Genomic DNA, 25,726 nt, shown 5'->3' on the forward strand with positions numbered 1-25,726 from the left:
AGGTTAAAGCGGTATTCGCCCGGCTCATGTATGCGCAGGGTGGCCTGGTAGCGCAGCAGAAACTGATCCGGCAGAGGCGAGAGGCTGGAGGTCAGGATCACCGCACTGCCTTCTGCTTCGGGCGGCAGGCTGTCGTATTGGGGAATGGCATCAAACTGGCCCTGATAGACAGTATAGCGCAGGTTCTGCAGCTCGGGCCGGGGCTTGTCATAATGGGTGATCTGGATATTGCGAAAGGCCACCGCTCCATGATCGCCCTGCAGGCGAAGGGGTCCGCGGGGCCCTTCCTGCTGGCTGAGGGCGCCCCGGGTGGGGCCGCTCAGCTCCAGGTTTTCATGCAGCAGCACCCCATTCATCTCCACACGCAGCAGCCTGGCGTTTTCGGTTTTGGTACCGCTGGCATCGAAGCGGGGTGCCTGATAGGAGATCTTCAGTTTCTGCCACAGGCCTGGAGCCTTGCTTACATTCTGCCGGGGGGCATAGCCTTCGTATCCCCGCTGGCCTTCGGGCTTACGCTCGTCCCAGCGTTCGTAGACGCCTCCGTTATTTGCAAAGGTAGGGGTAGTATGGCCCCAGCTGTCTTCCAGCTGCACCTCATAGAGTCCCTGCAGGTAAATGCCGGAGTTGGCTCCTTTGGCCATCATGTATTCTAACTCCAGGTCCATATCGGCATGCTCAAAGCTGGTAAGCAGGTCTATGCCCGGCTTTTTACGTTCGGGCAGGTTGACCAACACACCCCTCCCCCTTTCCAGCGTAAAGGCATTGGCTTTTTGCAGATCGGCCCGCACATCACCCACAATCTGCCAGCTGGGGCCTGGATTCTGAAAGGCAGAAAGATCGTCCAGTGAAACAGCTTGCTGTGCCTGTAGCGGCAGGCCCAGGAAGGTGCTTAGGAGCAGCGCGCCAGCCCCTGCCAGCCAGGCAGCAGGCGGCCGGGATATGATTGTATTTTTCAGCATAAGTAGTAAAAATGGGGAGCTGGCCGGGAGTTTCCGTTCGCCAGCAAATCGTAACTCCTTAAAGCTAGTATTTTTTGGGAAAAATAGACAGGCAGGCCGCATTTTCGCTTCTGCCCTGCCCCAAACTTCTTTTCTCCAGGCAAAAAATAAGCCCACACCTGGGGGGGTGCGGGCTATTCAGCTAGTAAGGAAATCTTATTCGTTGTGCATCCAGGCTTTTTTTGCCAGCAGCTCTTCTTCTGCCTCTACATAGTCTGGGTCGGGCACACAGCAGTCTACCGGGCAAACGGCGGCACACTGGGGCTCTTCATGAAAGCCCATACACTCGGTGCATTTACCACTTACAATGTAGTAGAACTCATCCGACAGGGGGGCCTGCGGGGCATTGGCATCTACTGAGGAGCCATCTTCCAGTTCTACCTGCTCCAGGCTGGTACCCCCTGCCCAGGTCCACTCAATACCTCCTTCGTATATGGCCGTGTTGGGGCATTCGGGTTCGCATGCACCGCAATTGATGCATTCGTCGGTTATCATTATCGCCATCTGGTCTCTATCTTTTTGCGTTGTCGTTCTGAATAACAAACTTAATTGGTTTATGTTTGTAGTCAAAAAATTAGACAGATAAAGATTGCCTGGCATGTTACTTCCTCAAAGAATTAAAGTATTTGTTGCCCTGGGGGCCTACCTGCGCCAGCTGCCGGTCCAGGAGCTGGAGGTGCTGGCCCGGCGGGCCCAGAACAAAATGGCTGGTTCATGCTGCCCAACGTACGCCATGAGCTTACCTACTGGGGAGAGCAGCTGGAGGAAGAAAGGCTTAGGGACTGGCTCAGCGCCTATCCCCTGCCCGATGCGCCTGCCGATCCTAAAAAAGTGGGTGTGGTACTGGCTGGCGATACCCCCCTGCAGGGATTTCATGATCTGCTGTGCGTCTTGATCAGCGGCCATTCGCTACATGCCAAGCTACAGGAAGAGGATATACTGACTCGCCTGCTGGCAAATAAGCTTTTGGAACTGGAGCCTCGCTTTGCCAATCAGCTCCATTTTAGTGAAATGCTCAAGGGGATGGACGCCTACATAGCCAGCAGCAGCAAGACCAATGCCGCTCTTTATGCGCATTACTTCAGCAAAAAGCCACACCTGCTGCGCAAAAGCCAGAGCTCCTGTGCCCTGTTGAGCGGCAAGGAAAGTCCCGAGCAGCTGAAGCGCTTGGGTCGGGACATGCTACAGCACTGGGGCCTGGGCAGCCGCTCGGTAAAGAAACTATATGTGCCGGAGGGCTATGCGTTTACCCCCTTCTTTGAAGCCCTGGAAAGCTGGGCCGATGTGCAGCACCACCACAAATGGGTGAATAATTACGATTACCACAAATCCATCTACCTGGTAAACGGAGAGCCGCACCTGGACAATGGCTTTTTGCTGCTGCGGGAATCGGCGGAGATAGCCTCACCCGTATCGGTGGTCTTTTATGAATACTATAGCAGCCTGCCGGAGCTAGAAGCCCTACTTGCCCGTCAGCAGGGGCGATTGCAGTGTATTGTGGGTTCGGATGATCTTCCGGCCAACACCCCCTTTGGACAGGCACACCGCCCTTCTCTTGGGGCTTATGCCGATGGCCTTGATACCCTACAGTTTCTCCTAACCCTTTAAGCGGCCATGCCCCTTAGCACCTTTGGCGAGTATTTCCGGAAGGCCCTGCCCTCCCCCTTTACCATTGCCCTGCTGCTAACGGTGGTAGCCTTTATGCTGCCGGTTCTGCTGCTGCCCCAGACCCCCTCGCTGCTGCAGGTGGCAGGCTACTGGCACAAGGGCTTTTGGGAGCTGCTGGGCTTTTCCATGCAGATGGTGCTGATCCTGGTACTGGGCCATACGCTGGCCCTTACGGCGCAGGCGCAGCGCTTCATCGACCGGCTTACCCGCCTGGCTACAAGTCCCGGCAAGGCAGCCGCCTTTTGCGGCGCAGCAGCCCTGCTGACCGGTTTTCTGAACTGGGGCCTGTGCCTGATCTTTGGCGCCATCCTGGCCCGAAAGCTGGCCGAGTCTGCCAGGGCCAGAGGACTGGCGCTAAATTATCCCCTTGTAGCTGCTGCTGGCTATAGTGGCATGATGGTCTGGCACGGCGGCCTTAGCGGATCGGCACCCCTGGTGGTGGCGGGCGAGGGGCACTTCCTGGCCGATCAGATCGGGATAGTGCCCGTACGCCAAACGCTCTTTTCCGGCTTTAACCTGGCCGTAACGGCTAGCCTGCTGCTGGTGGTGCCCCTGGGCCTGTACCTGCTGGGCCGCAGGGCGGCACCTACCCCTGAGCTGCTTCCTCCTGTTGGCGGGCCTGTTTTAACTGCCACTGCTGAACAGACTCCCCAGGGCCGAGCGACTGGACAATAGTGCGACCCTGGGCCGGCTGGCCGGGCTCCTGTTTGTAGGTTATGCCATTTTCCTAGCCTTCGATAGCGAGGGGGGACTCTCTTTTCTGGACCTGAACTACATAACTTTTTGCTGCTGGGCCTGTGCCTGCTGCTGCATGGGAGCATCCAGAGGTTTTTGGGGGCAGTGCAGGATGCTGTAGGGGGTGCCTCGGGTATTATTGTGCAGTTTCCCCTCTATGCAGGCATCATGGGCATTATGAAGTACAGTGGGCTGATTGTGGTGCTGGCCAATGCTTTTATCACCCATGCCTCGCCTCAGCTGCTCCCCCTGCTTACGTTTTTCAGTGCCGGCCTCATCAATATTTTAGTACCCAGTGGTGGCGGCCAATGGGCGGTTCAGGGCCCTGTAGTGACCCAGGCGGCTCAGGGGCTGGGAGTACCGGTAGAAGCGGTGATCATGGCACTGGCCTATGGCGATGGCCTCACCAACATGCTACAGCCCTTTTGGGCCCTGCCGCTCCTGGCCATTACCGGCCTCAAGGCAAAAGATATACTACCCTATACCCTGCTGATTCTGCTCATGGGTGGGTTGGTCTATGGCCTGTATTTATGTTTCTACTGGTAGCGCCTGCCTCCTGCCTATCCCTTCTTTCGTTGTTAACCTTCCGGGCCTATTGTACGTTTAACAAGCATGTAGGCTATTTTTTAGCGCTATTCCTATAGTACCTTAAATTTTTTAGATATGGATCAAGCAACCTTAGATAAGCTCAACAACATCAAAGCTTCCCTGGAAGATGTGCAAAATAGCCAGGTAGCCCTTGTACAGAAACTGGCACAAATGGAAGTGAACCTGATGAACAATCCCGATAAGGAAGTAGAGGCTGGCCTATCGGAGATCTACTCCAGCGCCTCTGAAAATGCCGATCGTGTCAAAGAGCTGCTGGACAAATTCAATACCCGGGTAACCCAGGCAGAGAAGGAATTCCGCCCCAGCCCCGAAGATGAGGCCGGCGACGAAGCCTAACTACCAAGCCCCTTTCAGCAAAAAAAAAAAGGCCTGCAGTTCTACACTGCAGGCCTTTTTATAAAAGTAGTTTGATTTAATTCGGTCTGGCGCCGCGGCGAATCTCCAGCCAGCCTTTCATAACGCCATTTTCGTTTTGCGGCGCTTTGATGCTGTAGAAGTAGATGCCTTCGGAAAGGTCTCCACCATCCCAGTTGTTCTGGTAATCGGCGCTCTCGTACACCACCTTACCCCAGCGGTTGGTAATGGTCAGCTGTGTGCGGGCCGGCTTGTTCCGGATGTAGAACACCTCATTTGATCCGTCACCATTCGGGGTAATGATGTTGGGGATGAACAGGTTGGTGTCGTACATGATCGTATCTCTCAGCACCACGGTACAGCCTTTGGCATCCACTACGGTCAGCTCATACACGCCCGGAGGCAGCTGGCTGTAGGTAAATTCGTAGCGGCCGGTGGTCTGGTTGTAGGTAACAGGGTCGCCATGCGACTCAAATACCCAGTCATCCTGGTCTTCTACCCGATCCATCCACACAAGGCTGGCGGTGTAAGGCGCAGTGCCGCTGCCATTGGCAACGCGGAAGGTAAGGCTACCGGTGGCACGCTCCGGGAAGGAAACGGTTTTGCCGGTAATGCTTACCGCCAGCTTGCGGTCGGTTTCACGGATTAGCAGCTCAACGGGACGCGAGGTCTCAATGGTGTTGCACAGCCCCTGATCCTGCATGATCACCATGCGGTAGAGGCCTTTAGGCAAGCCCATGATCTCAAAGCTCTCCTGGGTGGCATACTCAAAGGTAGTGATGGTCTTGCTCAGGGCCAGGTTGCCATCGGCATCCCGGATCTCCACTTCGTAGCGCAGACCGGCTGCCCCCTGCAGGTTGGTGATGAGCACACCACCGGTAGCATCCTCGCAGTAAATGCTCTGGGCTTCGGCCTCAAAGGTGATGGGTACCGGTATTTCGCTGCCTTCGATCACATACTCCGCCACTTCAGGACAGCCCTCGCGGTTGATGTTGCGCACTTCTACGCGGTAGCTGCCCCGCTCCAGCTGGAACTTGTACAGCTCGCCATTGCCGTTGAAGATCTGCTCACTGCTGATCAGCTGGTACTGGCCCTGGCTGTTCATCAGATAGAAGTCTGCCACATAGGGGCCGGCAACTTCAGTGATGCTTCCGTCAATTTTCAGGAAGATGCCGTTACGCAGTTCAGGTCGCTCGCAGGTGAAATCGATCACACCACTTTCTTCACTCAGGGCAATAAGGCCGGGTGAAGGCACCACTACGGTTCTGTTATACTGGCACTGACCATCGCTGATCACCAGTACATGACGTCCGCGGGCAAGACCGTTGAACTCCATGCCTGGCACAAAATCTCTCCAGCTATCTTCGCTGGCCAGACGTACGCGGTAGCCATTGCCGGTTACGCCACCCGAGATGGTCTCCAGACGGAACACGCCAATGTTATCATTACAGTTGGCCTGCTGCACCATGGTAGTGGTGATCTGCAGCGGCTCGTTCAGATTGCGGATCTCTACCGAGGCTACATCCGGGCAGGTATCATCTGCATTGGCACGTACCAGAATGTTATTGATACCGGCAGGCAGATTGGTAAAGTCGATGCTGGTGCCATTGAGGGTTTGCCATACAGTGGAGCCTTCCAGCAGGTATTGGTAGGGTGCATTGCCACCATTTACCGTCAGGCGGGCCTTGCCGCTGTTCTCACCATGGCATACGATGTCGCCATCGGGCAGTTTCTCGAAGGTGATGTCCAGACGAGGGGCCTGCTCAATATAGTAGTTGAACACACACTGGTTGGCGCCCTCACCCAGCACTACCCGAAGGTTTTGCAGGGCCGGAATATTATCGACTGTCAGTACATACGGAGAGTTAACCTGCTCCTGCACAATGCGATCGCCCAGGGTGTAGCTCAGCCTGAAAGGACTGGTACGGCTGGTGATGTAGAAGGTAAGCTTGCCATTGTCCAGACCACAGCTTGGACGTACCAGCTCGGTAACTTCTATGGTAAACTGCTCACAGGCCACCGGATTGCCTACACATTCTTCAGATGTAAGCACCCGTACGGCTACAGGCTGAGAAGCGGCCTCAGGGACGGTACACACCACAGCCGGGTCGGTCACCCGCACCTGCACATACACCTGCTGGCCATTCTGGGCAGCATTCAGCACAAAGCTGTTGCTGCGGCCAGATTGCTCTTCGCGCACACTGTTGTCAGGTGCAATGGTGAAGAAGGTATAGACAGGATCTGCTCCCGCAGCCGGGGCCGAAGCCGTAAAGGTGATGGGGGTACCCGGACAGGCGCCATTGGGTGCGCTGCTGCTCAGATTTACCGCCAGTGGCATTTCCTCCACCAGGCGTAGCGTTTCGGTAGCGGATATCAGATTTCTGCCTTCGCAGATAAAGGCGGCATCGGTAATGGTCACTTCCACTCTGAAACGATCGCCTTCGGCAAACCCTCCGGCAGCGGTATAGCTGGCCGAGGCTTCGGTGCTGAAGGGTGCTGTTTCATCGTTAAAGAACCAGGCAAAGCCAGGGTTTGTACCTACCTGCTCTACATCGGCTTCCAGCTGCAGGGTGGTGATCTCAGCACAGATCTCCCGGCCGGGCAGGATGCGGATGGCAACTGCAGGGCTTACCTCACAGGTCTCAGGCTCACACTCGCCCGTATACAGGCTAAGCACAAAGGTAGTAGCCGGGCTTTCGCCACACAGGCTGGTGATCTCGGTTACATAGTAGGTGTAGGTACCCTCTTCGGTGTCGGCCGGGGTAAAGGCTGTGCCTTCAAAGACCAGGGTAGAGGGATCTACACGCTCTTTGTACCAGCGGAGTGTACCGCCATTGGCTGCAGTAATAGTAGGCATTGTGCTGCCGATACAAACAGAGGCTTCGGACGAGCTCAGCACAGGGGCCTCCAGCGTAGGCAGCAGGATCTGATACATATCACTGGAAGTGGCCGGACTGGCACAGGCCAGGCTGGTGGTCATTTCCACCATAAAGCTATCGCCATTGTTGAAGCTTGGTACCGTCAGGCGGCTTTCTGTTCCAACCATTTCGCCGGTTACGGCATTCCACCACTGGTAGGTAGGCGCATCGCCGCCATAGGCCGGCACTGCTTCCAGCACCACCTGGGCACTGTTGCAGGTGATGGCATCTACCGGACGAATTGTCACAGAGGCAACAAATTCATTTTCTATCTCAACCAGCACCTCGTCGGTACCGCTACAGCCCGTTGCCAGGTCTGTTACGGTTACGGAATAGGTACCGCTTGTGCTTACGGTAATTTCAGCTTCTTCTGATCCGGTGCTCCAGCGAATGCTATGCGTTGCGGGATCGTATCCGGCATTCAGGTTAAGGCTGGCCGGAGCACACAAGGCGCGGTCGGCACCCAGATCTACCACCAGACGCTCTTCGCTAATGGTATGCGTAGCAGTGGCCACACATCCATTGGCATCGGTGATCTGAAGCTGGTAGGTGCCGGCGGCAAGATTCTCAAGAGTTTCGGTAGCAGCCCCTGTGCTCCACAGGTAGGTGTAAGGAGCCACACCGCCTGTAACTGCCGCACTCAGGCTGCCATCGCTGGCACCGGCACACAGGCGGGCGGTACCCGAAATGGCAAGCAGCAGTTCTTCTGGCTGTGTTACAGTAGCCGTTGCGCTTACACTACATCCGGTGGCATCAGTTACGGTTACGCTATAGGTACCGGCAACCAGCTCGGTCAGCGATTCGCTGGTAGCACCTGTATTCCAGCTATAGCTGTAGGGAGCGGTACCCCCTGTGAGGGCAAGGCTGATGCTGCCGGTAGCTGAGCCAAAGCAGGTGGCAGCTACAGGAGTAGCGCTCAGCTGCAGATCGGAGGCCGGACGGATGGTGAAGCGCATGTTGCTGCTGCAGCCTTCCGCATCGGTTACGGTTACATCATAGGCACCGGCTTGCAGGCCACTCAGGTCTTCGCTGGTTGCACCCGTGTTCCAGGCATAGGTATAGGGAGCGGTTCCGCCAGTTACGGTAATATCAATTGATCCGCTGGTGTTGCCACTGCAATCAAGGCTCTGTACAATAGCCGTTACTTCCGGAGCAGCAGGGTCGCTGATGGAATAGGAGCGGCTCAGGCTACAGCCGGCTGCATCCGTTACGGTTACGGTATAGGCACCTGGCGCCAGGCCGGAAATGCTTTCGTCACTGGCACCTGTGCTCCAGCTAAAGGTGTAGGGGGCCGTGCCTCCACGCACCTCTACCCGGATGGAGCCATCTTCGGCACCGCAGGCTGAAGTTGTGCGCACATCGGCCGCCAGCTGAAGTTCTGCTGGTGCGGTGATGGTAATGCTTTCGCTTGCCGAACAACCGGCCGCATCGCTCACCACTACACTATAGGTACCGGCAGCAAGGCCAGTCAGATTCTGGGTGGTTGCACCGGTGTTCCACAGGTAGCTGAAGGGAGCGGTTCCACCCTCTACCTGCAGGCTGATGCTGCCATTGGCGCCGCCAAAGCAGCTTACTCCTTCTGCAACAGCCGTCAGGCTGATACCGGCAGGTGCGCTGATGGTGGTCGTAAGGGTAGTTTCACAGCCCAGTGCGTCGGTTACGGTTACCGTATAGCTGCCTGCAGCAAGGCCGGACAGGTTTTGCGTAGTAGCACCGGTGTTCCACAGGTAGGTATAAGGAGCTTCTCCTCCTTCAATTACCAGGCTAATGGCACCATTGGCCTCGGTACAGCTGCTGGCGTCGGTAGCCGTAGCGGTTACTACAAGGGAAGAAACAGGCGCAATGCTAACACTTGCAGTAGCTGTACAACCACTGGCATCGGTAACGAGCACCGTATAATCGCCGGCGGACAGGCCTGTCAGGTCCTGGCTGGTTGCTCCGGTATTCCAGAGGTAGGTATAGCTGCCATCTCCCCCTTCAACAGAAAGATCGATGGCGCCATCTGCGGCAGTACAGGTACTCAGGCCAGTTACGCTGGCAGTAATGCTGATGGAGGCAGGTTCGCCGATGGTGTAGCTAGCCGTGGCAACACAGCCGTTGGCATCTGTAACTTCTACACTGTAGGTGCCTGCCGCAAGGTTGGCAAGGTCTTCGGTAACGGCCTCATTGCTCCAGCGGAAGCTATAGGGGGCGTTTCCGCCGCCAACCGTCAGGTCCAGGCTGCCATCGGCAGCGCCACAGGCAGATGCCGGTGTTGCTACTGCAGAGAGCGCAAGGGCTGCAGGCTGGCTGATCTCAAAGCCCTGGCTGAAGGTACAGCCATTGGCATCAGTAACAGTTACTGTATAGACACCTGCTGCAAGATCTGTAAGGGTTGCGGTAGCTGCGCCGTTATCCCAGCTATAGCTGTAGGGGGCGGTACCTCCGCTTACAGTAAGGGCAATAGCACCGGTAGTGGCGCCAAAACAGTTTACATGGCTGATCGTGGCATCCAGGCTGCTGATGCCGGATGGCTCTGCCACGCGGGTTACCGTTGTGGCGGTGCAGCCGGTAGCATCGGTTACCGTTACGGTATACTCACCCGCGGACAGACCGCTCAGGTCTTCGCTGGCATAGGCTCCCCCATTCCAGCTATACGTATAGGGGGCGGTGCCACCATTAACCGTGAGGGCAATGGCGCCATCGCTGCTTCCGCAGGAAGTGGCATTGCTTACTTCTGTAGTCAGCACAATTCCATCAGGAGCGGCTACACTGGCTGTTGCAGTGGCTGTACATCCTCTGGAATCAGTTACCGTTACGCTATAGGTACCGGCAGCAAGGTCGGTTAGGTCAGCTGTTACAGCCCCTGTGTTCCAGAGATAGGTATAGGTGCCCGAGCCGCCTGTTACGGCCAGTGAAATGGCGCCATTGGCGCTGGTACAGCTGGTAAGATCGGTAGCGGAGGCAACAATGCTGATTTCGGCAGCCTGGCCTACAGTAATGCTGGCCGTGGCCATACAGCCGTTGGCATCCTGCACACTTACCGGATAGGTTCCGGCCGGCAGGTCGGTCAGGTCTTCGGTAGTTGCGCCATTCTCCCAGGCATAGGTATAGGGGGCGGTGCCACCGCTTACGCTCAGGTTGATAGAGCCGTTGGCTGCACCAAAGCAGCTGGCATCTTCAACACTTGCGGTAATGGTGGGGCCATTGCCATCGGTTACTGTGTAGGTTGCAGTAGCTGCACAGCCGGCGGCATCCTCTATATATATAGTATAAATTCCGGCCGTAAGGGCGTTTAGGTCTTCAGTGGTAAAGGCTCCCTCATTCCAGCTATAGGTATAAGGGGCAGTACCACCGCTTACCGTCAGGTTAATAGCGCCATCGGCAGCGCCGCAGGCAGAGGTAGCCGTTGCTACAGCAGACAGCGCAAGGGCTGCAGGCTGGGCAATAGTAAAGCTTTGCTGCAGGCTACAGCCATTGGCATCTGTTGCTGTTACTGTATAGCTGCCAGCCAGCAGGTTTTCCAGGTCTTTGCTGGTAGCACCATTGCTCCATAGATAGGTATAGGGGGCAGTGCCGCCGCTTACGGTCAGTACCAGCGCGCCGCTGGCAGCTCCGTTGCAGGCAGCGTCAGTCACCACAGCGCTAAGGCTGGTGATGCCGGCAGGTTCGCCTACCACTACTTCTGCAGTGGCAACACATCCATTACCATCCGTAACGTCTACAGTATATGTGCCGGCAGCCAGATCGCTCAGATCCCGGCTGGTGGCGCCATTGCTCCAGCTATACGTATAGGTGCCGGAGCCGCCGCTTACGTTCAGGCCAATGCTGCCATTGCTTCCGCCACAGCTGGTGGCATCCACCACGGAGGTGGTAAGAGTGATGGGGGCTGGTTGTGTGATGGTCGCCTCAGCCGAAGCGGTGCAGCCCATGCTATCGGTAATATCAACCCGATAGGTACCCGCCGAAAGGCCGCTCAGGTCCTTATCGGTAGAGCCATTGCTCCAGAGATAGGTATAGGTGCCAGAGCCGCCGCTTACCGTCAGTTCAATAGCACCATTGCCTCCCGTGCAGCTGGTAACAGGGCTTGGAACAGCTGTTGCCAGCAATTGATCCGGCTGGCCTACCGTAACGGTAAGGCTTTCAGAACAGCCGGCCTGATCAGAAACAGTTACGGTATAGGTACCCGCCGCAAGACCGTTTACATCTTCGGTGCTGGCGGTGGTGCTCCAGCTGTAGGTGTAGCTGCCGGAACCTCCTGTTACGCTAAGGTCAATGGCGCCATTAGTTGCTTCAAAACAGCTTACATCCGTTACCGTCGCCGATAGGCTCAGGCCCGGCAGGGTGTTAAGGGTATAGCTGGCTGTTGCAGGGCCCGTGCTGCAGGTATGGTCAGGGGTAAGCTGTACACTCACCACATCGCCATCGGCAAAGCTTTCCAGCTGAAGGCTGCTGCTGTTGCCGCCCACAGGGGCTCCGTTAAGCGACCAGGCATAGGTGGGGGCCGAACCGCCATTGGTAGGCGTGGCCACAAGCTCTACGCTGGTAGTGTGGCAGGTAATGGGCGCCGCCGGGGCCAGCGATACCGTAACCGGCTCGTTGGGAATAACGGTTACCACTACTTCGTCGTAGCCTTCGCATCCATTGGTGCGATCGGTTACACGTACCCAGTAGGTGCCGCTGGTAGTGACGCTAATGTTGGGTGAAGTAGCGCCGGTGCTCCAAAGAATGTTGTTGTTTCCGGCATTGTGACCCGAACGAAGGGTTACAGATTGTCCGGCACAAAGCGTAAGATCGTCACCCAGATCAACCAGCATGCTTGGCTCTGTAATGGTAAAGCTGGCGCTTGCAGTACACTGGTTTGCATCGGTTACCGTAACCGAGTAGGTTCCGGCGGGCAGGTTGTTGATCCTGGAGGCCGTTGAGCCATTATCCCACAAAACACTGTAAGGCGCGGTACCTCCTGAGGGCGAAACCTGCACCCATCCATCAGAAGAACCTTCGCAAATGCTGCTAAGCCCGGTAATGCCGGCCACCAGCTGTGTAGGCTGGGCAACAGTTGCAGCTACGCGGATGGTACAGCTATTGGCATCTGTAATGTCTACCCAATACGAACCGGCAGCCAGGTTGGTAACATCGCGGCTAGTGGCGCCGTTGCTCCACAGATAGGTATAGGTACCTACACCCCCGCTCACCGAAAGGGTGATGCTGCCATCTGTTCCGCCAAAGCAGCTAGCAGGGCTACTACTTGCTGTAGCTGTAATGGCATCGGGCTGGGTAAGGGTTACAGAGGCAGTTTCTGTACAGCCGTTGGCATCTGATACTATAATAGTATAAGTACCGGCTGGCAGGTTGGCCAGGTCTTCGGTGGCATAGGCTCCCCCATTCCAGCTATACGCATAGGGGGCGGTGCCGCCGCTTACGCTAAGATTTACAGCGCCCGTAGTACCTCCTGCGCAGAGTACATGCGTAGGCTGAACCTCCAGGGCCAGCGGTAGGGGTTGTGTAATGATAAAGCTGGCCTCAAAGCTGCACTCGTTGGCATCCGTTACGGTAACGGTATACGTGCCGGGGACCAGGCCTGAAATATCTTTTGTACTGGCTCCGTTGCTCCAGTTGTAGGTGTAATCGGCCTGTCCGCCGCTTACGGTCAGCACAATGGCGCCGTCGGCGGCTCCGTTGCAGCTGATCTGCGTCAGGCTACCATTTACAGCCGAAATACCGGCAGGCTCTGCTACTACGATAGAAGCAGCTGCTGTACAGCCCCGATCGTCCCGTACGGTTACGCCATAGGTACCGGCAGGCAGGCTGCTGATATCCTGGCTAGTAAGGCCGTTGTAATCCCATGTATAAGAATAAGGGGCAGTACCGCCTGCAACTTCCAAATCAATGCTTCCCTGGCTTCCGCCACAGGTAGTGGCATTTTCTACCGTATAGGTAAGGGTCAGCGCCGCAGGCTCGCCTACGGTAATGGAAGCCGTAGTCTGGCAGCCTCTGGTATCGGTAACGGTAACGCTGTAGGTGCCTGCCCCTACCCCATTGAGGTTTTGGGTATCGGCATTGTTGAAATTCCACACATACGAATAGGGTGCTGTACCCCCTGCCACCGTCAGGGCGAGGGCGGCATCGCTGGCACCGGCGCAGCTTACCGGATTGCCAAGTGCAATAGAGGCCGTTAACGCTTCGGGCTCGGCTATGGTAAAGGAAGCTTCAGCCGTACACCCCTGGCTATCGGTTACAGTTACCGCATATTCGCCAGGCATCAGGCCGCTGAGGTTTTGCGAAGTACGGCCCTGATACTCCCATAGGTAGGTATAGGATCCGGAACCTCCGCTAACACTCAGAGAAATTGTTCCATTCCCCTCTCCCTTACAGCGTACATCCGTTACCGTAGCCTGAATGTTGATCGCCTCCGCCTGCGTAATGGTAAAGCTTTGCTGTACGGCACATCCATTTTGGTCGGTAACCGTAACGGTGTACGTACCGGCCAGCAGCGCTGTACGATCTTCGGTGCTGATTCCACCGCCCCAGTCAAAGGTGTAGGGGGCTGCTCCACCGCTTATGCTCAGGTCGATGGCGCCGGTATTTTCACCAAAACAGTTGATGTGCGTAAGACTGGCAGTTACAGTTGGAGCCTGGTTTACATTTATAATCAGCTCGGCTGTGGTCGAACATCCATTTACACTATATACTATATTAATAGTATTGGCACCAGCCGATGCAAGTGCCGGATCAAATGTGGTACCGCTTACGCCCGGCCCGCTAAAGGTAAACACACCCCCTTCAGCACTGGGGCTTACGGCCTGCAGCAGATCATAAGCCTCATCGCTCCGGCAAAAACTTAGTGGAGAGGTTACGGTAACTGAAAGCGAGTTTGTGATAGTATATGTTCCTGTCGCAAAGCAGTTGGTATTGGCATCATAGACCGAAACGGTATAGGTACCGTCAGCCAGATTGGCGATGGGGTTGGAAACGAAGGTAGCGCCTCCATCCAGTGAATAGCGGTAATTCCCCGAACCTCCGCTTACTTCCAGGCTAATCTGGCCATCGCCGGAGGTAGCACAGGAGTTAGGGGTTAGGGTAAAGGCATCTATTACCACACCTGAGGTAGAGCCAACTTCCGCTGTTAGAGGAGTAGCATCATTATCCCTATCGGCAACCACTACCGTATACGAAGAATTGGGATGCGCTCCGGAAATCAGGTAGGGCTCCCCCATAACTATTGGGGTGTTGTTCAAAAATATTCCCGGACCAAATACAAACAAGGTAAAGGGGGCCTGTCCATCGCGTACCAGTACTTCAAAAGAACCATTGTTCTCTCCATTACAGGCATCTTTTATGTTTTGAATGACCACTACCGGCCTGGCGGATTGTGCCAGGGCGCTCGCTCCAACTAAAAGCAGGACAACAAGTAGTGAGGAAATCTTTGCGTAAAATTGCTTCATTGCCTTGCTGTTAATTTTCTAAGGTAAGGGTGATGGAAGAACTGCACCCATTGCTGTCCTGAATGGCCAGCTGATAGGTACCCGGAGAGAGCGTGTGGGCATGGGAAGTTGCTTTACCAGCCTCAAGCCCCGGACCAAACCAATAATAGGCATAGGGTGCTTTACCTCCCGACACATTGGCGGTTACCTGATAGCCCGCCTGTGTTCTACTCTTATTGATCTGAAGTTGTAAGGGTGCCGGACTTGGTTGAAAACGAAACGTCTTCTGCGAGCGCTCTCCACTGCCGTCGGTAACGGTGCAGGTATACGTTCCACTCTGAAGGCCCTCCCTAAAGGAGCCGGTGGCACCGTCACTCCAGCTAAAGGTATAAGGAGCCGTACCCCCACTGGCCTGCAGGGCTACTGTGTGGCCGCTTCCGGCGCAGCCGGACTCGCTTACATTGGCGCTAAGCTGTAACTTCTTTACATTCTGAGCTACCCCCGTCCCGCAGACGAAAAGCAGCATCACCATGAGCATCAGGTATTTCATAACTAGTTTTAGATTTTGGCACTTGGCCATTCACCTGTACAAAAGCCGTATCATTTTACTCTCCTACAGGCTTTTACACCCTTTCAGAAAGTAAAGATGTTTTTTAATCCGCGCTTAAAAAATTGAATTATCCCGAAATTACTACATCTGAAAAAAGGGCTGCCGCTTTGATGTAGTCAGAAAATGGAAAGACAAGATAAAAAAAATAAGAGAATAATGATAAAAAAAGCAGCTAGTTTAAAGACTAAATTGAATCATAAGGGCCTAAATATGTAATTTACAGCCTGTTATGATCCCTGCTCAGGCGCTCTGTTTCTTCTAACTTCTGACTGGCCATCAGCGGGAGTTCAGGGCGCTTCAGGAAGAAAATTGAACGGTGCAGCCATGACTCAGCCGGCGAAGCCTTGTATTTTTCGGAGATGATGTAAGAAAATGGAACAAAAGTTTTAGCCCTCCTGAACAGGCTTTTCCCGGGCTGGCTTTCGGGGGAAATGTTTCTATATTTACCAAAATTTTTAACTTTGCCGCAAACGCACGTGTTACGTAATCATAAGGTATAGAAGTATAATTTTTCGTTTTAAAAATGGCTTTTGACATAGACATGATCAGGGCAGTATACGATCGCATGGGCGATCGCATCACCAAGGCCCGTCAAATTGTAGGCAGACCGCTTACGTTTGCTGAGAAAATTCTTTACTCCCACCTCTATGAAGGCAATGCCAGCGAAGCCTACGCCCGTGGCAAATCCTATGTAGAGTTCGCCCCCGACCGGGTAGCCATGCAGGATGCCACCGCCCAGATGGCCCTGCTGCAGTTTATGCAGGCGGGTAAAAAAACAGTAGCCGTACCTTCTACCGTACACTGCGATCACCTGATCCAGGCCGAAGTAGGTGCCCAGGCCGACCTGGACAAGGCAAAAACAAACAACCGCGAGGTATACGAATTCCTCTCCTCGGTTTCCAATAAATATGGCATCGGCTTCTGGAAGCCCGGCGCCGGCATTATCCACCAGGTGGTGCTGGAAAATTATGCCTTCCCCGGCGGCATGATGATCGGTACCGACTCCCACACCCCCAATGCCGGTGGCCTTGGCATGATTGCCATTGGTGTAGGCGGTGCCGATGCGGTAGACGTAATGGCCGGCATGGCCTGGGAACTGAAATTCCCCAAACTGATTGGTGTAAAACTAACCGGACGCCTCAGCGGCTGGACCTCTGCCAAGGATGTGATCCTTAAGGTAGCAGGTATCCTTACCGTTAAAGGGGGTACCGGCTATATTGTAGAATACTTTGGCGAAGGCGCTGAGGCCATCAGCTGTACCGGCAAGAGCACCATCTGCAACATGGGTGCCGAAATTGGTGCCACCACTTCCCTTTTTGCTTATGGCGATGCCATGCGCCGCTACCTGGAGATGACCGACCGCAAGGATATTGCCGATGAGGCCGACAAGATCCGGGAGCACCTGCGTGCCGATGAGGAAGTATATGCCGATCCAGAGCAGTTCTATGATCAGGTGATTGAAATCAACCTGAGTGCCCTGGAGCCGCACATCAACGGTCCGTTCACTCCCGATGCTGCCTGGCCCATCTCTGAGTTTGCGCAGGCCGTAAAAGAGCACGGCTGGCCTGAGGAGCTGGAAGTAGGCCTGATCGGTTCCTGCACCAACTCCTCGTATGAGGACATTACCCGCGCAGCGTCCGTGGCCCAACAGGCTATTGACAAGAAACTGAAGGTACGTTCTGAATACACGGTTACCCCCGGCTCGGAAATGGTGCGTTACACCGCCGAGCGCGATGGGCTGCTGGAGCCATTTGCCGAGATTGGCGGCGTGGTGCTGGCAAATGCCTGCGGTCCCTGCATTGGCCAGTGGGCCCGTCATATGAAGGACCCCAGCCGCAAAAACTCCATCATTACCTCCTTTAACCGCAACTTTGCCAAGCGCAATGATGGCAATCCCAATACCCATGCGTTTGTAGCCTCTCCGGAGATTGTAACCGCCATGGCCATTGCCGGCGACCTTACCTTTAACCCCTTAAAGGATACGCTGCGCAACGAGCAGGGCGAAGAGGTAATGCTGGATGAGCCACAGGGCATTGAAATGCCGCCCAAAGGCTTCTCGGTAGAAGATGCCGGCTACGAGGCTCCTGCGGCCGATGGCAGCCAGGTACAGGTGGTGGTAGACCCGAACTCCGACCGTCTGCAACTGCTGGAGCCCTTTAAGCCTAACCGTCCGGACGATTTCCAGGAACTGCGCCTGCTCATTAAAGCCAAAGGCAAGTGTACCACCGACCATATTTCCATGGCTGGTCCCTGGCTGAAGTACCGCGGTCACCTGGACAACATCTCCAACAACATGCTCATTGGCGCGGTGAACTTCTACAACGAAGCCACCAACAAGGTAAAAAACCAGCTGAGCGGCGTGTACGGCGAAGTACCAGCCACTGCCCGTGCCTACAAGCGCGAAGGAATTGGCTCGGTAGTAGTAGGCGATGATAACTACGGCGAAGGATCGAGCCGGGAACATGCCGCCATGGAACCTCGCTTCCTGGGCGTTAAGGCTATCCTGGTAAAATCATTTGCCCGTATTCACGAAACCAACCTGAAAAAGCAAGGCATGCTGGCCATTACCTTTGCCGATCCTGCCGACTACAACCGCATTCAGGAAGATGATGTGATCGATATCCTGGGACTGGACAATTTCAGACCCGACAGCCAGCTGACAGTGAAGCTGACCCATGCCGATGGCAGCACCGATGAGTTTAACGTAAACCATACCTACAACGAAGGCCAGATTGGCTGGTTCTGGGCAGGTTCTGCGCTAAACCTGATCAAGCAGCAGGAAGGCGTTTAAGCACTATACAGCTAGACCCCATAAAGAAAGCCGGCCCCTTTTCGGGGCCGGCTTCTTATTTATTTTATGTTGATCAGGGTCCTGATATACACAGGGGTAGCGGTAGGTAGGAGTGCTACTGCTTGTCGGTGGAAAGAAAATGCTTTCTCACCAGCCGGTCTGCATCCGAGGGCCTGAGTTCACCCAGCCACTCCCCTTTAATAATGGCTACAGGCGCTTCCTTGCAGCGGCCGGTGCATTTGGTCTTGATGATCTTTACACTTTTTTTAAACCCTGATCGCTCCAGCGAGTCCTTAAAGGCCTTCTGCAGGCTCTTACTGTCAGGCTTACAATCATCTCCGGTACACACAAAAACAAAATCCTGTACTTGGCTATAATCTTTCTTTCCCATGCTTTGCTTAACGTCAACAGCCCTCTAACAGATACAGCAGGGCTAAAGTTCTACCCAATGCCGCTGGCCACCCATTGCATCAGCAGCCCGCACATGTAGGCGCCATAGGTACCCAGCGCATAGCCCAGCACCGCCAGCAGCACCCCTACCGGGGCCAGTGATTCATGAAAGGCCGAGGCTACAACCGGTGCAGAGGCCGCCCCCCCTACATTGGCCTGACTCCCCACGGCCGTAAAGAAAAAGGGCGCTTTGATAAGGTAGGCCACAAACAGCATGATGCTTACGTGCACCAGCATCCAGATAAGGCCTACCACAAAAATGCCGGGATTATCGGCAATCTTAGTGATGTCCATCTCCAAACCAATGGTAGCCACCAGAATATAGATCATGACCCCTCCAAGGCGGGAGGCCCCTACCCCTTCCAGCTTTTTAGCCGAGGTAAAGGAAAGCATCAGGCCCAGCGTAGTGGCAATGACCACAATCCAGAAAAAGGGGCTGGTAAGGCTAAAATCGATCAGCCAGCTATAGGGCTTCTCACCGGCAGCATTGGTGCGGCCGGCCACATCCGTCAGCCAGGGGGTGAGCACATCGGCACAGAGGTGGGCAAGACCGGTAGCGGCAAAGCCTACGCCCAGAATAATGATCACATGCGTCAGGGTGGGCATTTTGGCAATGCTCAGGCGGTAATCCTCTATGCGGCGGCGCACATCGGCAATGGCAGAGGCATCGGCCCGGAAGATCTTGTCCACCCGCTTGGATCGGCCTGCCCCAAAGAGCAGAAAGGCCATCCAGATATTGGCTACGATCACATCTACCGTAGCCATTACACTAAAAATATCTCCTACCTCAAACACTTCCTTCATGGCCGCCTGGTTGGCACCTCCACCAATCCAGCTGCCGGCTATGGTGCTTAAGCCGCGCCACACCTCATCGCCCGCCACCGTAGAGGGGCTCACCAGCGACACCAGAAAAATGGCAATGGGACCCCCCAGCACAATGCCCAGTGTACCGGCCAGAAACATGATCACCGCCTTGGGTCCCAGCTGCCGGATCCCCTTCAGGTCAATGCTGATGGTAAGCAGCACCAGGGCCGCGGGCAGCAGGTAGCGGGAGGCTACAAAGTACAGGCGGGAGGTATGCGGATCTACAATGCCAAAGGTATTGAGCAGCGAGGGCAGGAAGTAACACAGCAACAGGGCCGGAACTACACCGTAAAATTTGCGCCAGAAGGGATGATCACTCTTTGAGGTATAAAAGACCAGGCCCAGAATGGCCATAAGGATACCAAATACGACCGCATCGTTGGTGATCAGGGCTTCATGCTCCATGTGTACGAGAGGGGTTGAGGATACAAGGCCGGGAAGTTAAGAAAATTTTCCAGAACTAGCGGCCTTTGGCGTCTATGGAAGGGGCAGTTGCTGCTGCACCTCCTCTACCACCATGATGAACTCGCTCAGCATCATGGCCGTGGCCCCCCATACCACCCGCTCCTGCAGGGGGTAGTAAGGGGTCTGTATCCTGAAGCGGGCGCCCGGAGGCGCATCGGTAAATTTTATCAGGTTCTCCTCCAGCAGGTCCTTAAGAGGCACCTCCAGCACCTGCTCAACTTCCAGCGGATCAGGCACAAAAAGGGGTTGTACCGGCAAATAGCCTATAACAGGGAGCACCACAAAGTTGCTGGGCGGTATGTAAAGTTCAGAGAGGGTGCCCAGCACCTGTACCTGCTCCATGGGAATGCCCATCTCCTCCTGGGTTTCGCGCAGGGCGGTATAGATCCGGTCGGGGTCGCCAGGCTCACTCTTGCCGCCGGGCAGGCTTACCTGTCCGCTGTGGTGGCCCTCGTAGGTGGGCCGCTGCATCAGCGGAAACCAAAAGCTCCCCCCCTGGGGGTACAGCAGCAACAGCACGCTACCCCTGCGGGCATCGGGTCGGGCTTTTATCTTAAATCGTACGTCTCTGTCCAATTCAGGGGTCATGCGTGCCTGCGCCTGTATGCCGGGCAGGGGTTCCTGCAGGCGCTTTCGCAAGGCGTCTATAAACTGTTCCATCTCTCTAATAAACAAAAAAAGCTTCTGCAGTTCATGCAGAAGCTCTATTCATTAAGCACTATCTTTTATTCAGCCACGTCTCCGTCGTAGCTGAGTTTGGCAATTTGCTTGTCGATCATGTACTGACCTACCCCCTCTTCGCCAATCACCTCAAACAGCTCCAGGGCGCGGCGGGCAATGTACTCTTCTTCGATCTGCTCCTTGAGGAACCACTGCAGAAAAGTAACCGTGGTATAGTCCTGCACCTGATGGCACTTGCCTACAATGCGGTTGATGGACTGGGTAATGGCAATCTCCTGCTCCAGGGCCTGCTCAAACACTGCCCGGAACGAGTCATACTCCTGCTGGATATTGGTAACCTCCGGCGAGAGGGCATGGCCGCCCAGATCTGTTACATATTTGAAGATGCGAAGCATGTGGCTGCGCTCTTCGTCTGACTGCTTGTAAAAGAAGGTAGCACTGTTATCGAAGCCATGACGATCGCACCAGGAGCCCATGGCCAGGTAAATGGCCGAGGAATGTGCCTCGCGCTTGATTTGTTCGTTCAGGGCCGTTTCTATTTCTTCCGAAAGGGAAGTTCTGAGTCTAAGTAGATCTTTCATAACTAAAAATGCGTAATGCGTCTTTGTTGTATACTGACGAAATTACAAGATAGTTGCCAGATATGCACCTGTAACCCCAAATTTGGAACTGTTCTAAATCTGAATAAGAGGGGGTTAGAAGGTAGGAGGAAGAAGTAGGAAGTAAGAAGTAAGAAGATAGAAGTAGGAAGTAGGAAGTAAGAAGATAGAGGTTAGATAGTAGAAGGAGGAAGGCAGACGCTGGACAGCCACACACAAAAAGGCAGCCTACTGCTGGCTGCCCGGTCTTACTTCTTTCTTCCAGTTTCTTACTTCCAGCGCATACCTTCTCAACAAACCGGGACCGAGCGGCGAAGGCGCTCGTGCAGAATGCTGTTGAGCTCCATCATTACGCGGGAGCCGGAAATAAGGTCCTTAAATTCGAGAATTTCAGGGATGGTCAGCACAAAGCAGCGATCGCAGCCACAGGGGGTCAGAATCTCAACATCCTTGGCCCGGCTGGAATCGGTCAGCAAGGGCACTACATCCAGCGCATCGGCCTGCTTCTTCAGCGAGAAAAAGCAGGGGAGCTTCAGCAGCGACTGGCTCCCGTTCCATTCCAGGATCAGCAGATTGCGGCAGTTGTCCTGATAGATACATCCATTCAGGGTTCTGTAGAGTTCTTTAAGCTGCGGTGTCTGCATAAGGCGTGCTGATCTGCTACAAAGGTGGTTCTTATTTAGACCAAATCCAAATAATACAGCCTGGATCTTAGCCGGAAAAAAACCTTTTCCTGAACGTACTGTTTATCTGTTAAACCTTTTTTCATGCTTATGATACGCCTCACCATACCCTATTTTGTGCTTGCACTTCTGCTGTTTTCGGCCTGCACGCCGCGCAACCTGAGCTATACCGAAGCGCTCGACCGCAACAACCGCAAGCTGGAAACCGACATGGATCGCAAGGATGCTACCTTTCTGGTAGAAGTAGCCAATTTTAACCTGCTGCTGCAGGACCTGAACACCAAAGCCCTGCAGGAAGGCTACGCCCGTGTGGTCGTAGATTATGCCACCCAGGCCCAGGCCGACCACAACCGGATGGCCGACGAACTACGCAACCTGGCCAAGAATAAAAAAGTAGTACTGCCGGCCAGCATGAGCGAACGCTTTCAGCTGCTCTCCAATGAGGTACTGGTGGGCGACCGGCGCAACTTTGACAAGAGTTATCTGAATACGGCTGAGTCGGTCTACAAACAGGCCATCCGCATGTTTGAAGAAGCTGCCCTGAATGCCGGTGATTCCCGGGTGCGGGCCTTTGCCGCCTCCAAGCTGGAAGTGCTGCGGGCCAATGAGCGCAAAGCCGACTCCCTGGAAACCCAGCTTATGTAGTTACTCAAGTAATGGTATTGAAAAAGGCTGCCCCCTAGCAGGAGCAGCCTTTCTTTTTGTCTTTGAAAACCACTAGGCACTGGCCGCTGTAGCGCCGTAGAACTGCGCCTCTTCGGTAGAGCCTTTCAGGGCAGAAGTAGAGGCCTGCCCGTTGGTTACGGCATTTTGCACGGCATCAAAATAGCCGGTGCCTACAAAGCTCTGGTGTTTCACGGCCTTAAAGCCCTGGGTCTGCAGCACAAATTCCCGCTGCTGCAGCTCAGAGTAGGCAGCCATGCCCCGGGCCTTGTAGGCTGTTGCCAGCTCAAACATGGCGGTATTCAGGGAATGGAAGCCCGCCAGGGTAATGAACTGGAATTTATAGCCCAGCTCGGCCAGCTTTTCCCGGTATTCCAGCATTTGCTTTTCATTGAGCTTAGCGGCCCAGTTAAAGCTGGGAGAGCAGTTGTAAGCCAGCAGCTTGCCGGGATATTTTGCATGGATGGCCTCGGCAAATTCACGCGCCTCGCCCAGATCGGGATGGCTGGTTTCCATCCAGAGCAGGTCGGCATAGGGGGCGTAGCTCAGCCCGCGGTCGATGGCCTGCTCTACTCCATTCTTCACCCGAAAGAAGCCTTCGGGCGTACGCTCACCGGTAATAAAGCGACTATCCCGTTCATCAACATCACTGGTGATCAGGTTGGCCGCATCGGCATCGGTACGGGCAATCAGTACGGTCGGCACTCCTTCCACATCGGCTGCCAGACGGGCGGCTACCAGCTTATTAATGGCTTCCTGCGTGGGCACCAGCACCTTGCCGCCCAGGTGTCCGCATTTTTTGGCAGAAGACAGTTGGTCCTCAAAGTGAACACCGGCGGCCCCGGCATCAATCATGCCGCGCATCAGCTCAAAGGCATTCAGGTTACCGCCAAAACCTGCTTCGGCATCGGCCACAATGGGTGCCAGCCAGTGGATGCCCTGCTCGCCACCCAGGCTGTTGACCTGATCGGCCCGCAGCAGGGCGTTGTTGATACGGCGCACTACGGCCGGTACGGAATTGGCCGGATAGAGGCTTTGATCGGGGTACATGCATTCGCCCAGGTTGGCATCGGCCGCTACCTGCCAGCCGCTGAGGTAAATGGCTTTAAGGCCGGCCTGCACCTGCTGCACGGCCTGGTTGCCGGTAAGGGCGCCAAGTCCGGCTACATAGTCTTCGGTATGCAGCAGTTCCCAGAGGCGCTCGGCGCCCAGCCGGGCCAGGGTATGTTCAATCAAAAAATTTCCGCGCAGCCGCAGCACTTCTTCGGCGGTATAGGGACGCTCGATGCCCTTCCAGCGCAGGTTGGTTTTCCATTCTAATTTCAGTTGGTTGATTTGGTCTTGCTTGTTCATAGTAGTATGGGAGAAAAAAATTGGAGTTTATATAAGTGTTTTGTTGGTTGATGGAAAATGGACGTTGGACAATGGACAATAGACTGAAGCTATAAAACCAGATCAGAGAAGTTCAAAAGACACTGCTTTAATCAGATAGGCGCAAAGTCCAGCATCTATTGTCCATTGTCTATTGCCTATTCTAAAAGCTCGTACGCTTCCAGGGTTAAAAATTCAGGGAAATGGGGGGAGAACACCAGCTGCCGGAAGAGCTCGGCGGACTGCGTAAAATGGCCCCTTTCATAGCGCTCTTCGCCCAGCAGCTGCCGGATGTTGCGCAGTTCTTCGGCAATCAGCAGATCCACCAGTTCTTCCGTCACCTTTTGCCCCCCGCTCAGCTCTACTCCGTGCTGCAGCCACTGCCAGACCTGCGCCCGGCTGATCTCGGCTGTGGCGGCATCTTCCATCAGGTTGTAGAGGGCAGCAGCGCCGGTGCCGCCCAGCCAGTGCTCGATGTACAGTATGCCTACATTGATATTCGTGCGCAGTCCCCCTTCGGTGATCTCCCCCCCTTCTATTTGGGTGTTGAGCAAGTCCTGCTGATTTACCTGAAGCTGCTCAAAAAGCTGCTCCTTTTGATGGGTCTGCCCGGCGGCAAATTTTGCTTCGATCTGCCGACGGGCCGTTTCTACCAGAAAGGGGTGCGCCACCCAGGTACCGTCATAGCCCCTGCTGGCTTCCAGCTCCTTATCGGCTTTTACTTTTTCGAAAGCGCGGGCATTTTGGGCTTCGTCTTTGGCCGGAATAAAGGCCGACATCCCCCCGATGGCATGCGCGCCCCTCCGGTGGCAGGTTTGCACCAGCAAGCGGGCATAGGCACTCATAAAGGGCACGCCCATGCTCACCTGCTGGCGGTCGGGCAGCACCTTATCGGCATGCCGTTTGAATTTTTTGATAAAGCTGAAGATATAATCCCAGCGGCCGGCATTCAGGCCCGCCATGTGCTGGCGGAGCGCATAAATGATTTCATCCATCTGAAAGGCCGCCGGTATGGTCTCGATCAGGACCGTAGCCTTAATGCTGCCATGGGGGATATCCAGATAGGTCTGGGCTTCTACAAATACGTCGTTCCAAAGGGCGGCCTCCTCATAGCTTTCCAGCTTGGGCAGGTAGAAATAAGGACCGCTGCCTCGGCGCAACAGTTCCTGCGCATTGTGGAAGAAGTAGAGGCCAAAATCAACCAGAGAGGCCGACAGGCGCTCCCCCTCATGCAGCAGGTGTTTTTCTTCCAGATGCCAGCCCCTGGGGCGTACCTTCAGCGTGGCCACTTGCTCTTTGAGGGCATATACCTTCCCCCCTTCTGCGGTAAAATCCACCTGCCGCCGGATGGCGTCGTAGAGGTTCTGCTGGCCTTCCATAAGGTTTAGCCAGCTGGGCGAGGTAGCGTCCTCAAAATCAGCCATAAATACCCGGGCGCCGGAGTTCAGGGCATTGATGATCATTTTGCGGTCTACCGGCCCGGTAATTTCGGTGCGGCGGTCCTGCAGATCGTCCGGCAGGGGTGCAATGGTGTAGCTGCTCTCCCGGATGTGGCGGGTATCTTCCCTAAAATCCAGCAGCGCGCCTGCATCCAGCAGCTTTTGCTGCTCCTGCCGCTTTTGCAGCAGGGCTTTGCGCCTGGGGTTGAAGTGCCGGTGCAGGTGAAGCAGAAACTGCTGTGCCGCAGGGGTTAGGAGGTGGGGGTAGGCTGCGCCCTTGAGCTGCAGCTGAGAAAGGGGTTGGGTAGCAGTGGGCATAGGACTAAACGTGGGGAATTAAAAAAATCAACTAGACCAAAGGTATAAAAGCGAAAGTAGAATTAAAAGCGAAAATTCGCTAAAAGTGTTTTTTCTTTTATTTGATT

The 25,726-nt window shown here is 55.0% G+C and carries 17 protein-coding genes; 6 read left to right on the forward strand and 11 right to left on the reverse strand.

The features are described from left to right. Positions 1 to 959, reverse strand: a 959-nt coding sequence (locus ADICEAN_RS05580) for a 3-keto-disaccharide hydrolase (protein WP_040396339.1), incomplete at its 3' end; no start/stop codon positions are given. A gap of 195 nt (positions 960 to 1,154) precedes the next feature. Next, positions 1,155 to 1,502, reverse strand: coding sequence for a 4Fe-4S dicluster domain-containing protein (locus ADICEAN_RS05585; RefSeq protein WP_009194572.1), 348 nt, complete (start codon positions 1,500 to 1,502; stop codon positions 1,155 to 1,157). Between the two features lie 210 nt (positions 1,503 to 1,712). On the opposite strand from ADICEAN_RS05585, the gene ADICEAN_RS05590 reads away from it, so the two are divergent. The 4 genes from ADICEAN_RS05590 to ADICEAN_RS05600 all read left to right on the forward strand — a co-directional run bounded on the left by ADICEAN_RS05590 (position 1,713) and on the right by ADICEAN_RS05600 (position 4,346). After that, positions 1,713 to 2,606 (forward strand): hypothetical protein, encoded by an 894-nt coding sequence (locus tag ADICEAN_RS05590; protein ID WP_009194573.1) that lies wholly within the window; start codon positions 1,713 to 1,715, stop codon positions 2,604 to 2,606. A 6-nt stretch (positions 2,607 to 2,612) separates the two neighbouring features. Then, a complete protein-coding gene (locus tag ADICEAN_RS22970) occupies positions 2,613 to 3,341 on the forward strand; it encodes a TIGR00366 family protein (protein WP_009194574.1) in 729 nt (242 codons plus the stop codon). A gap of 108 nt (positions 3,342 to 3,449) precedes the next feature. After that, complete coding sequence (locus ADICEAN_RS22975; protein ID WP_009194575.1) at positions 3,450 to 3,947, forward strand: TIGR00366 family protein; 498 nt, start codon at positions 3,450 to 3,452, stop codon at positions 3,945 to 3,947. Between the two features lie 117 nt (positions 3,948 to 4,064). Beyond that, positions 4,065 to 4,346: a hypothetical protein gene (locus ADICEAN_RS05600; protein WP_009194576.1), complete on the forward strand. Its 282-nt coding sequence runs from the start codon at positions 4,065 to 4,067 to the stop codon at positions 4,344 to 4,346. Positions 4,347 to 4,422: 76 nt separating this feature from the next. Here the strand turns inward: ADICEAN_RS05600 and ADICEAN_RS22280 are convergent, their stop codons facing one another. Together ADICEAN_RS22280 and ADICEAN_RS05610 are read right to left on the reverse strand one after the other, a co-directional pair. Continuing rightward, entirely contained in the window at positions 4,423 to 14,478 is a 10,056-nt protein-coding gene (locus ADICEAN_RS22280; protein WP_161622665.1) for a T9SS type B sorting domain-containing protein, read from the reverse strand. Positions 14,479 to 14,716: 238 nt separating this feature from the next. Next, a complete protein-coding gene (locus ADICEAN_RS05610; protein WP_009194578.1) occupies positions 14,717 to 15,235 on the reverse strand; it encodes a SprB repeat-containing protein in 519 nt (172 codons plus the stop codon). A gap of 583 nt (positions 15,236 to 15,818) precedes the next feature. Here ADICEAN_RS05610 and ADICEAN_RS05615 point away from each other — a divergent pair. Further along, positions 15,819 to 18,086, forward strand: a complete 2,268-nt coding sequence (locus tag ADICEAN_RS05615; RefSeq protein ID WP_009194579.1) for an aconitate hydratase — start codon at positions 15,819 to 15,821, stop codon at positions 18,084 to 18,086. Positions 18,087 to 18,201: 115 nt separating this feature from the next. Here ADICEAN_RS05615 and ADICEAN_RS05620 read toward each other — a convergent pair whose 3' ends face one another. The 5 genes from ADICEAN_RS05620 to ADICEAN_RS05640 all read right to left on the reverse strand — a co-directional run bounded on the left by ADICEAN_RS05620 (position 18,202) and on the right by ADICEAN_RS05640 (position 21,789). After that, the gene (locus ADICEAN_RS05620) at positions 18,202 to 18,477 is read right to left on the reverse strand and encodes a (2Fe-2S) ferredoxin domain-containing protein (protein ID WP_009194580.1); all 276 of its coding nucleotides are present in this window, start codon (positions 18,475 to 18,477) and stop codon (positions 18,202 to 18,204) included. Positions 18,478 to 18,527: 50 nt separating this feature from the next. Next, positions 18,528 to 19,805 carry a DUF819 family protein gene (locus tag ADICEAN_RS05625; protein WP_009194581.1) on the reverse strand — a complete coding sequence of 426 codons (1,278 nt, stop codon included), beginning with the start codon at positions 19,803 to 19,805 and terminating at the stop codon, positions 18,528 to 18,530. 72 nt (positions 19,806 to 19,877) lie between these two features. Next, positions 19,878 to 20,525: an NUDIX hydrolase gene (locus ADICEAN_RS05630; RefSeq protein WP_009194582.1), complete on the reverse strand. Its 648-nt coding sequence runs from the start codon at positions 20,523 to 20,525 to the stop codon at positions 19,878 to 19,880. 65 nt (positions 20,526 to 20,590) lie between these two features. After that, a complete protein-coding gene (locus tag ADICEAN_RS05635; protein WP_009194583.1) occupies positions 20,591 to 21,127 on the reverse strand; it encodes a ferritin in 537 nt (178 codons plus the stop codon). Between the two features lie 308 nt (positions 21,128 to 21,435). Beyond that, a complete protein-coding gene (locus ADICEAN_RS05640; RefSeq protein ID WP_009194584.1) occupies positions 21,436 to 21,789 on the reverse strand; it encodes a hypothetical protein in 354 nt (117 codons plus the stop codon). A gap of 123 nt (positions 21,790 to 21,912) precedes the next feature. Here ADICEAN_RS05640 and ADICEAN_RS05645 point away from each other — a divergent pair, with 123 nt between their 5' ends. Next, complete coding sequence (locus tag ADICEAN_RS05645) at positions 21,913 to 22,473, forward strand: DUF4142 domain-containing protein (protein WP_083879682.1); 561 nt, start codon at positions 21,913 to 21,915, stop codon at positions 22,471 to 22,473. 72 nt (positions 22,474 to 22,545) lie between these two features. On the opposite strand, the gene aceA is transcribed toward ADICEAN_RS05645, so the two are convergent. After that, positions 22,546 to 23,844 (reverse strand): isocitrate lyase, encoded by a 1,299-nt coding sequence (gene aceA / locus ADICEAN_RS05650; RefSeq protein ID WP_009194586.1) that lies wholly within the window; start codon positions 23,842 to 23,844, stop codon positions 22,546 to 22,548. A gap of 176 nt (positions 23,845 to 24,020) precedes the next feature. Then, positions 24,021 to 25,619, reverse strand: a complete 1,599-nt coding sequence (gene aceB, locus ADICEAN_RS05655) for a malate synthase A (RefSeq protein ID WP_009194587.1) — start codon at positions 25,617 to 25,619, stop codon at positions 24,021 to 24,023. Positions 25,620 to 25,726: the final 107 nt, after the last annotated feature.

It is taken from the genome of Cesiribacter andamanensis AMV16, assembly GCF_000348925.1.
Classification (GTDB): domain Bacteria; phylum Bacteroidota; class Bacteroidia; order Cytophagales; family Cyclobacteriaceae; genus Cesiribacter; species Cesiribacter andamanensis.

Coding starts and splice junctions, on each gene's coding strand:
- ADICEAN_RS05585 (WP_009194572.1), bottom strand. CDS start 1,502: ATGGCGATAATGATAACCGACGAATGCATCAATTGCGGTGCATGCGAA.
- aceA (WP_009194586.1), bottom strand. CDS start 23,844: ATGAACAAGCAAGACCAAATCAACCAACTGAAATTAGAATGGAAAACC.
- aceB (WP_009194587.1), bottom strand. CDS start 25,619: ATGCCCACTGCTACCCAACCCCTTTCTCAGCTGCAGCTCAAGGGCGCA.
- ADICEAN_RS05640 (WP_009194584.1), bottom strand. CDS start 21,789: ATGCAGACACCGCAGCTTAAAGAACTCTACAGAACCCTGAATGGATGT.
- ADICEAN_RS22970 (WP_009194574.1), top strand. CDS start 2,613: ATGCCCCTTAGCACCTTTGGCGAGTATTTCCGGAAGGCCCTGCCCTCC.
- ADICEAN_RS05625 (WP_009194581.1), bottom strand. CDS start 19,805: ATGGAGCATGAAGCCCTGATCACCAACGATGCGGTCGTATTTGGTATC.
- ADICEAN_RS05610 (WP_009194578.1), bottom strand. CDS start 15,235: ATGAAATACCTGATGCTCATGGTGATGCTGCTTTTCGTCTGCGGGACG.
- ADICEAN_RS05615 (WP_009194579.1), top strand. CDS start 15,819: ATGGCTTTTGACATAGACATGATCAGGGCAGTATACGATCGCATGGGC.
- ADICEAN_RS05590 (WP_009194573.1), top strand. CDS start 1,713: ATGCTGCCCAACGTACGCCATGAGCTTACCTACTGGGGAGAGCAGCTG.
- ADICEAN_RS22280 (WP_161622665.1), bottom strand. CDS start 14,478: ATGGGGGAGCCCTACCTGATTTCCGGAGCGCATCCCAATTCTTCGTAT.
- ADICEAN_RS05645 (WP_083879682.1), top strand. CDS start 21,913: ATGCTTATGATACGCCTCACCATACCCTATTTTGTGCTTGCACTTCTG.
- ADICEAN_RS05600 (WP_009194576.1), top strand. CDS start 4,065: ATGGATCAAGCAACCTTAGATAAGCTCAACAACATCAAAGCTTCCCTG.
- ADICEAN_RS05635 (WP_009194583.1), bottom strand. CDS start 21,127: ATGAAAGATCTACTTAGACTCAGAACTTCCCTTTCGGAAGAAATAGAA.
- ADICEAN_RS05630 (WP_009194582.1), bottom strand. CDS start 20,525: ATGGAACAGTTTATAGACGCCTTGCGAAAGCGCCTGCAGGAACCCCTG.
- ADICEAN_RS05620 (WP_009194580.1), bottom strand. CDS start 18,477: ATGGGAAAGAAAGATTATAGCCAAGTACAGGATTTTGTTTTTGTGTGT.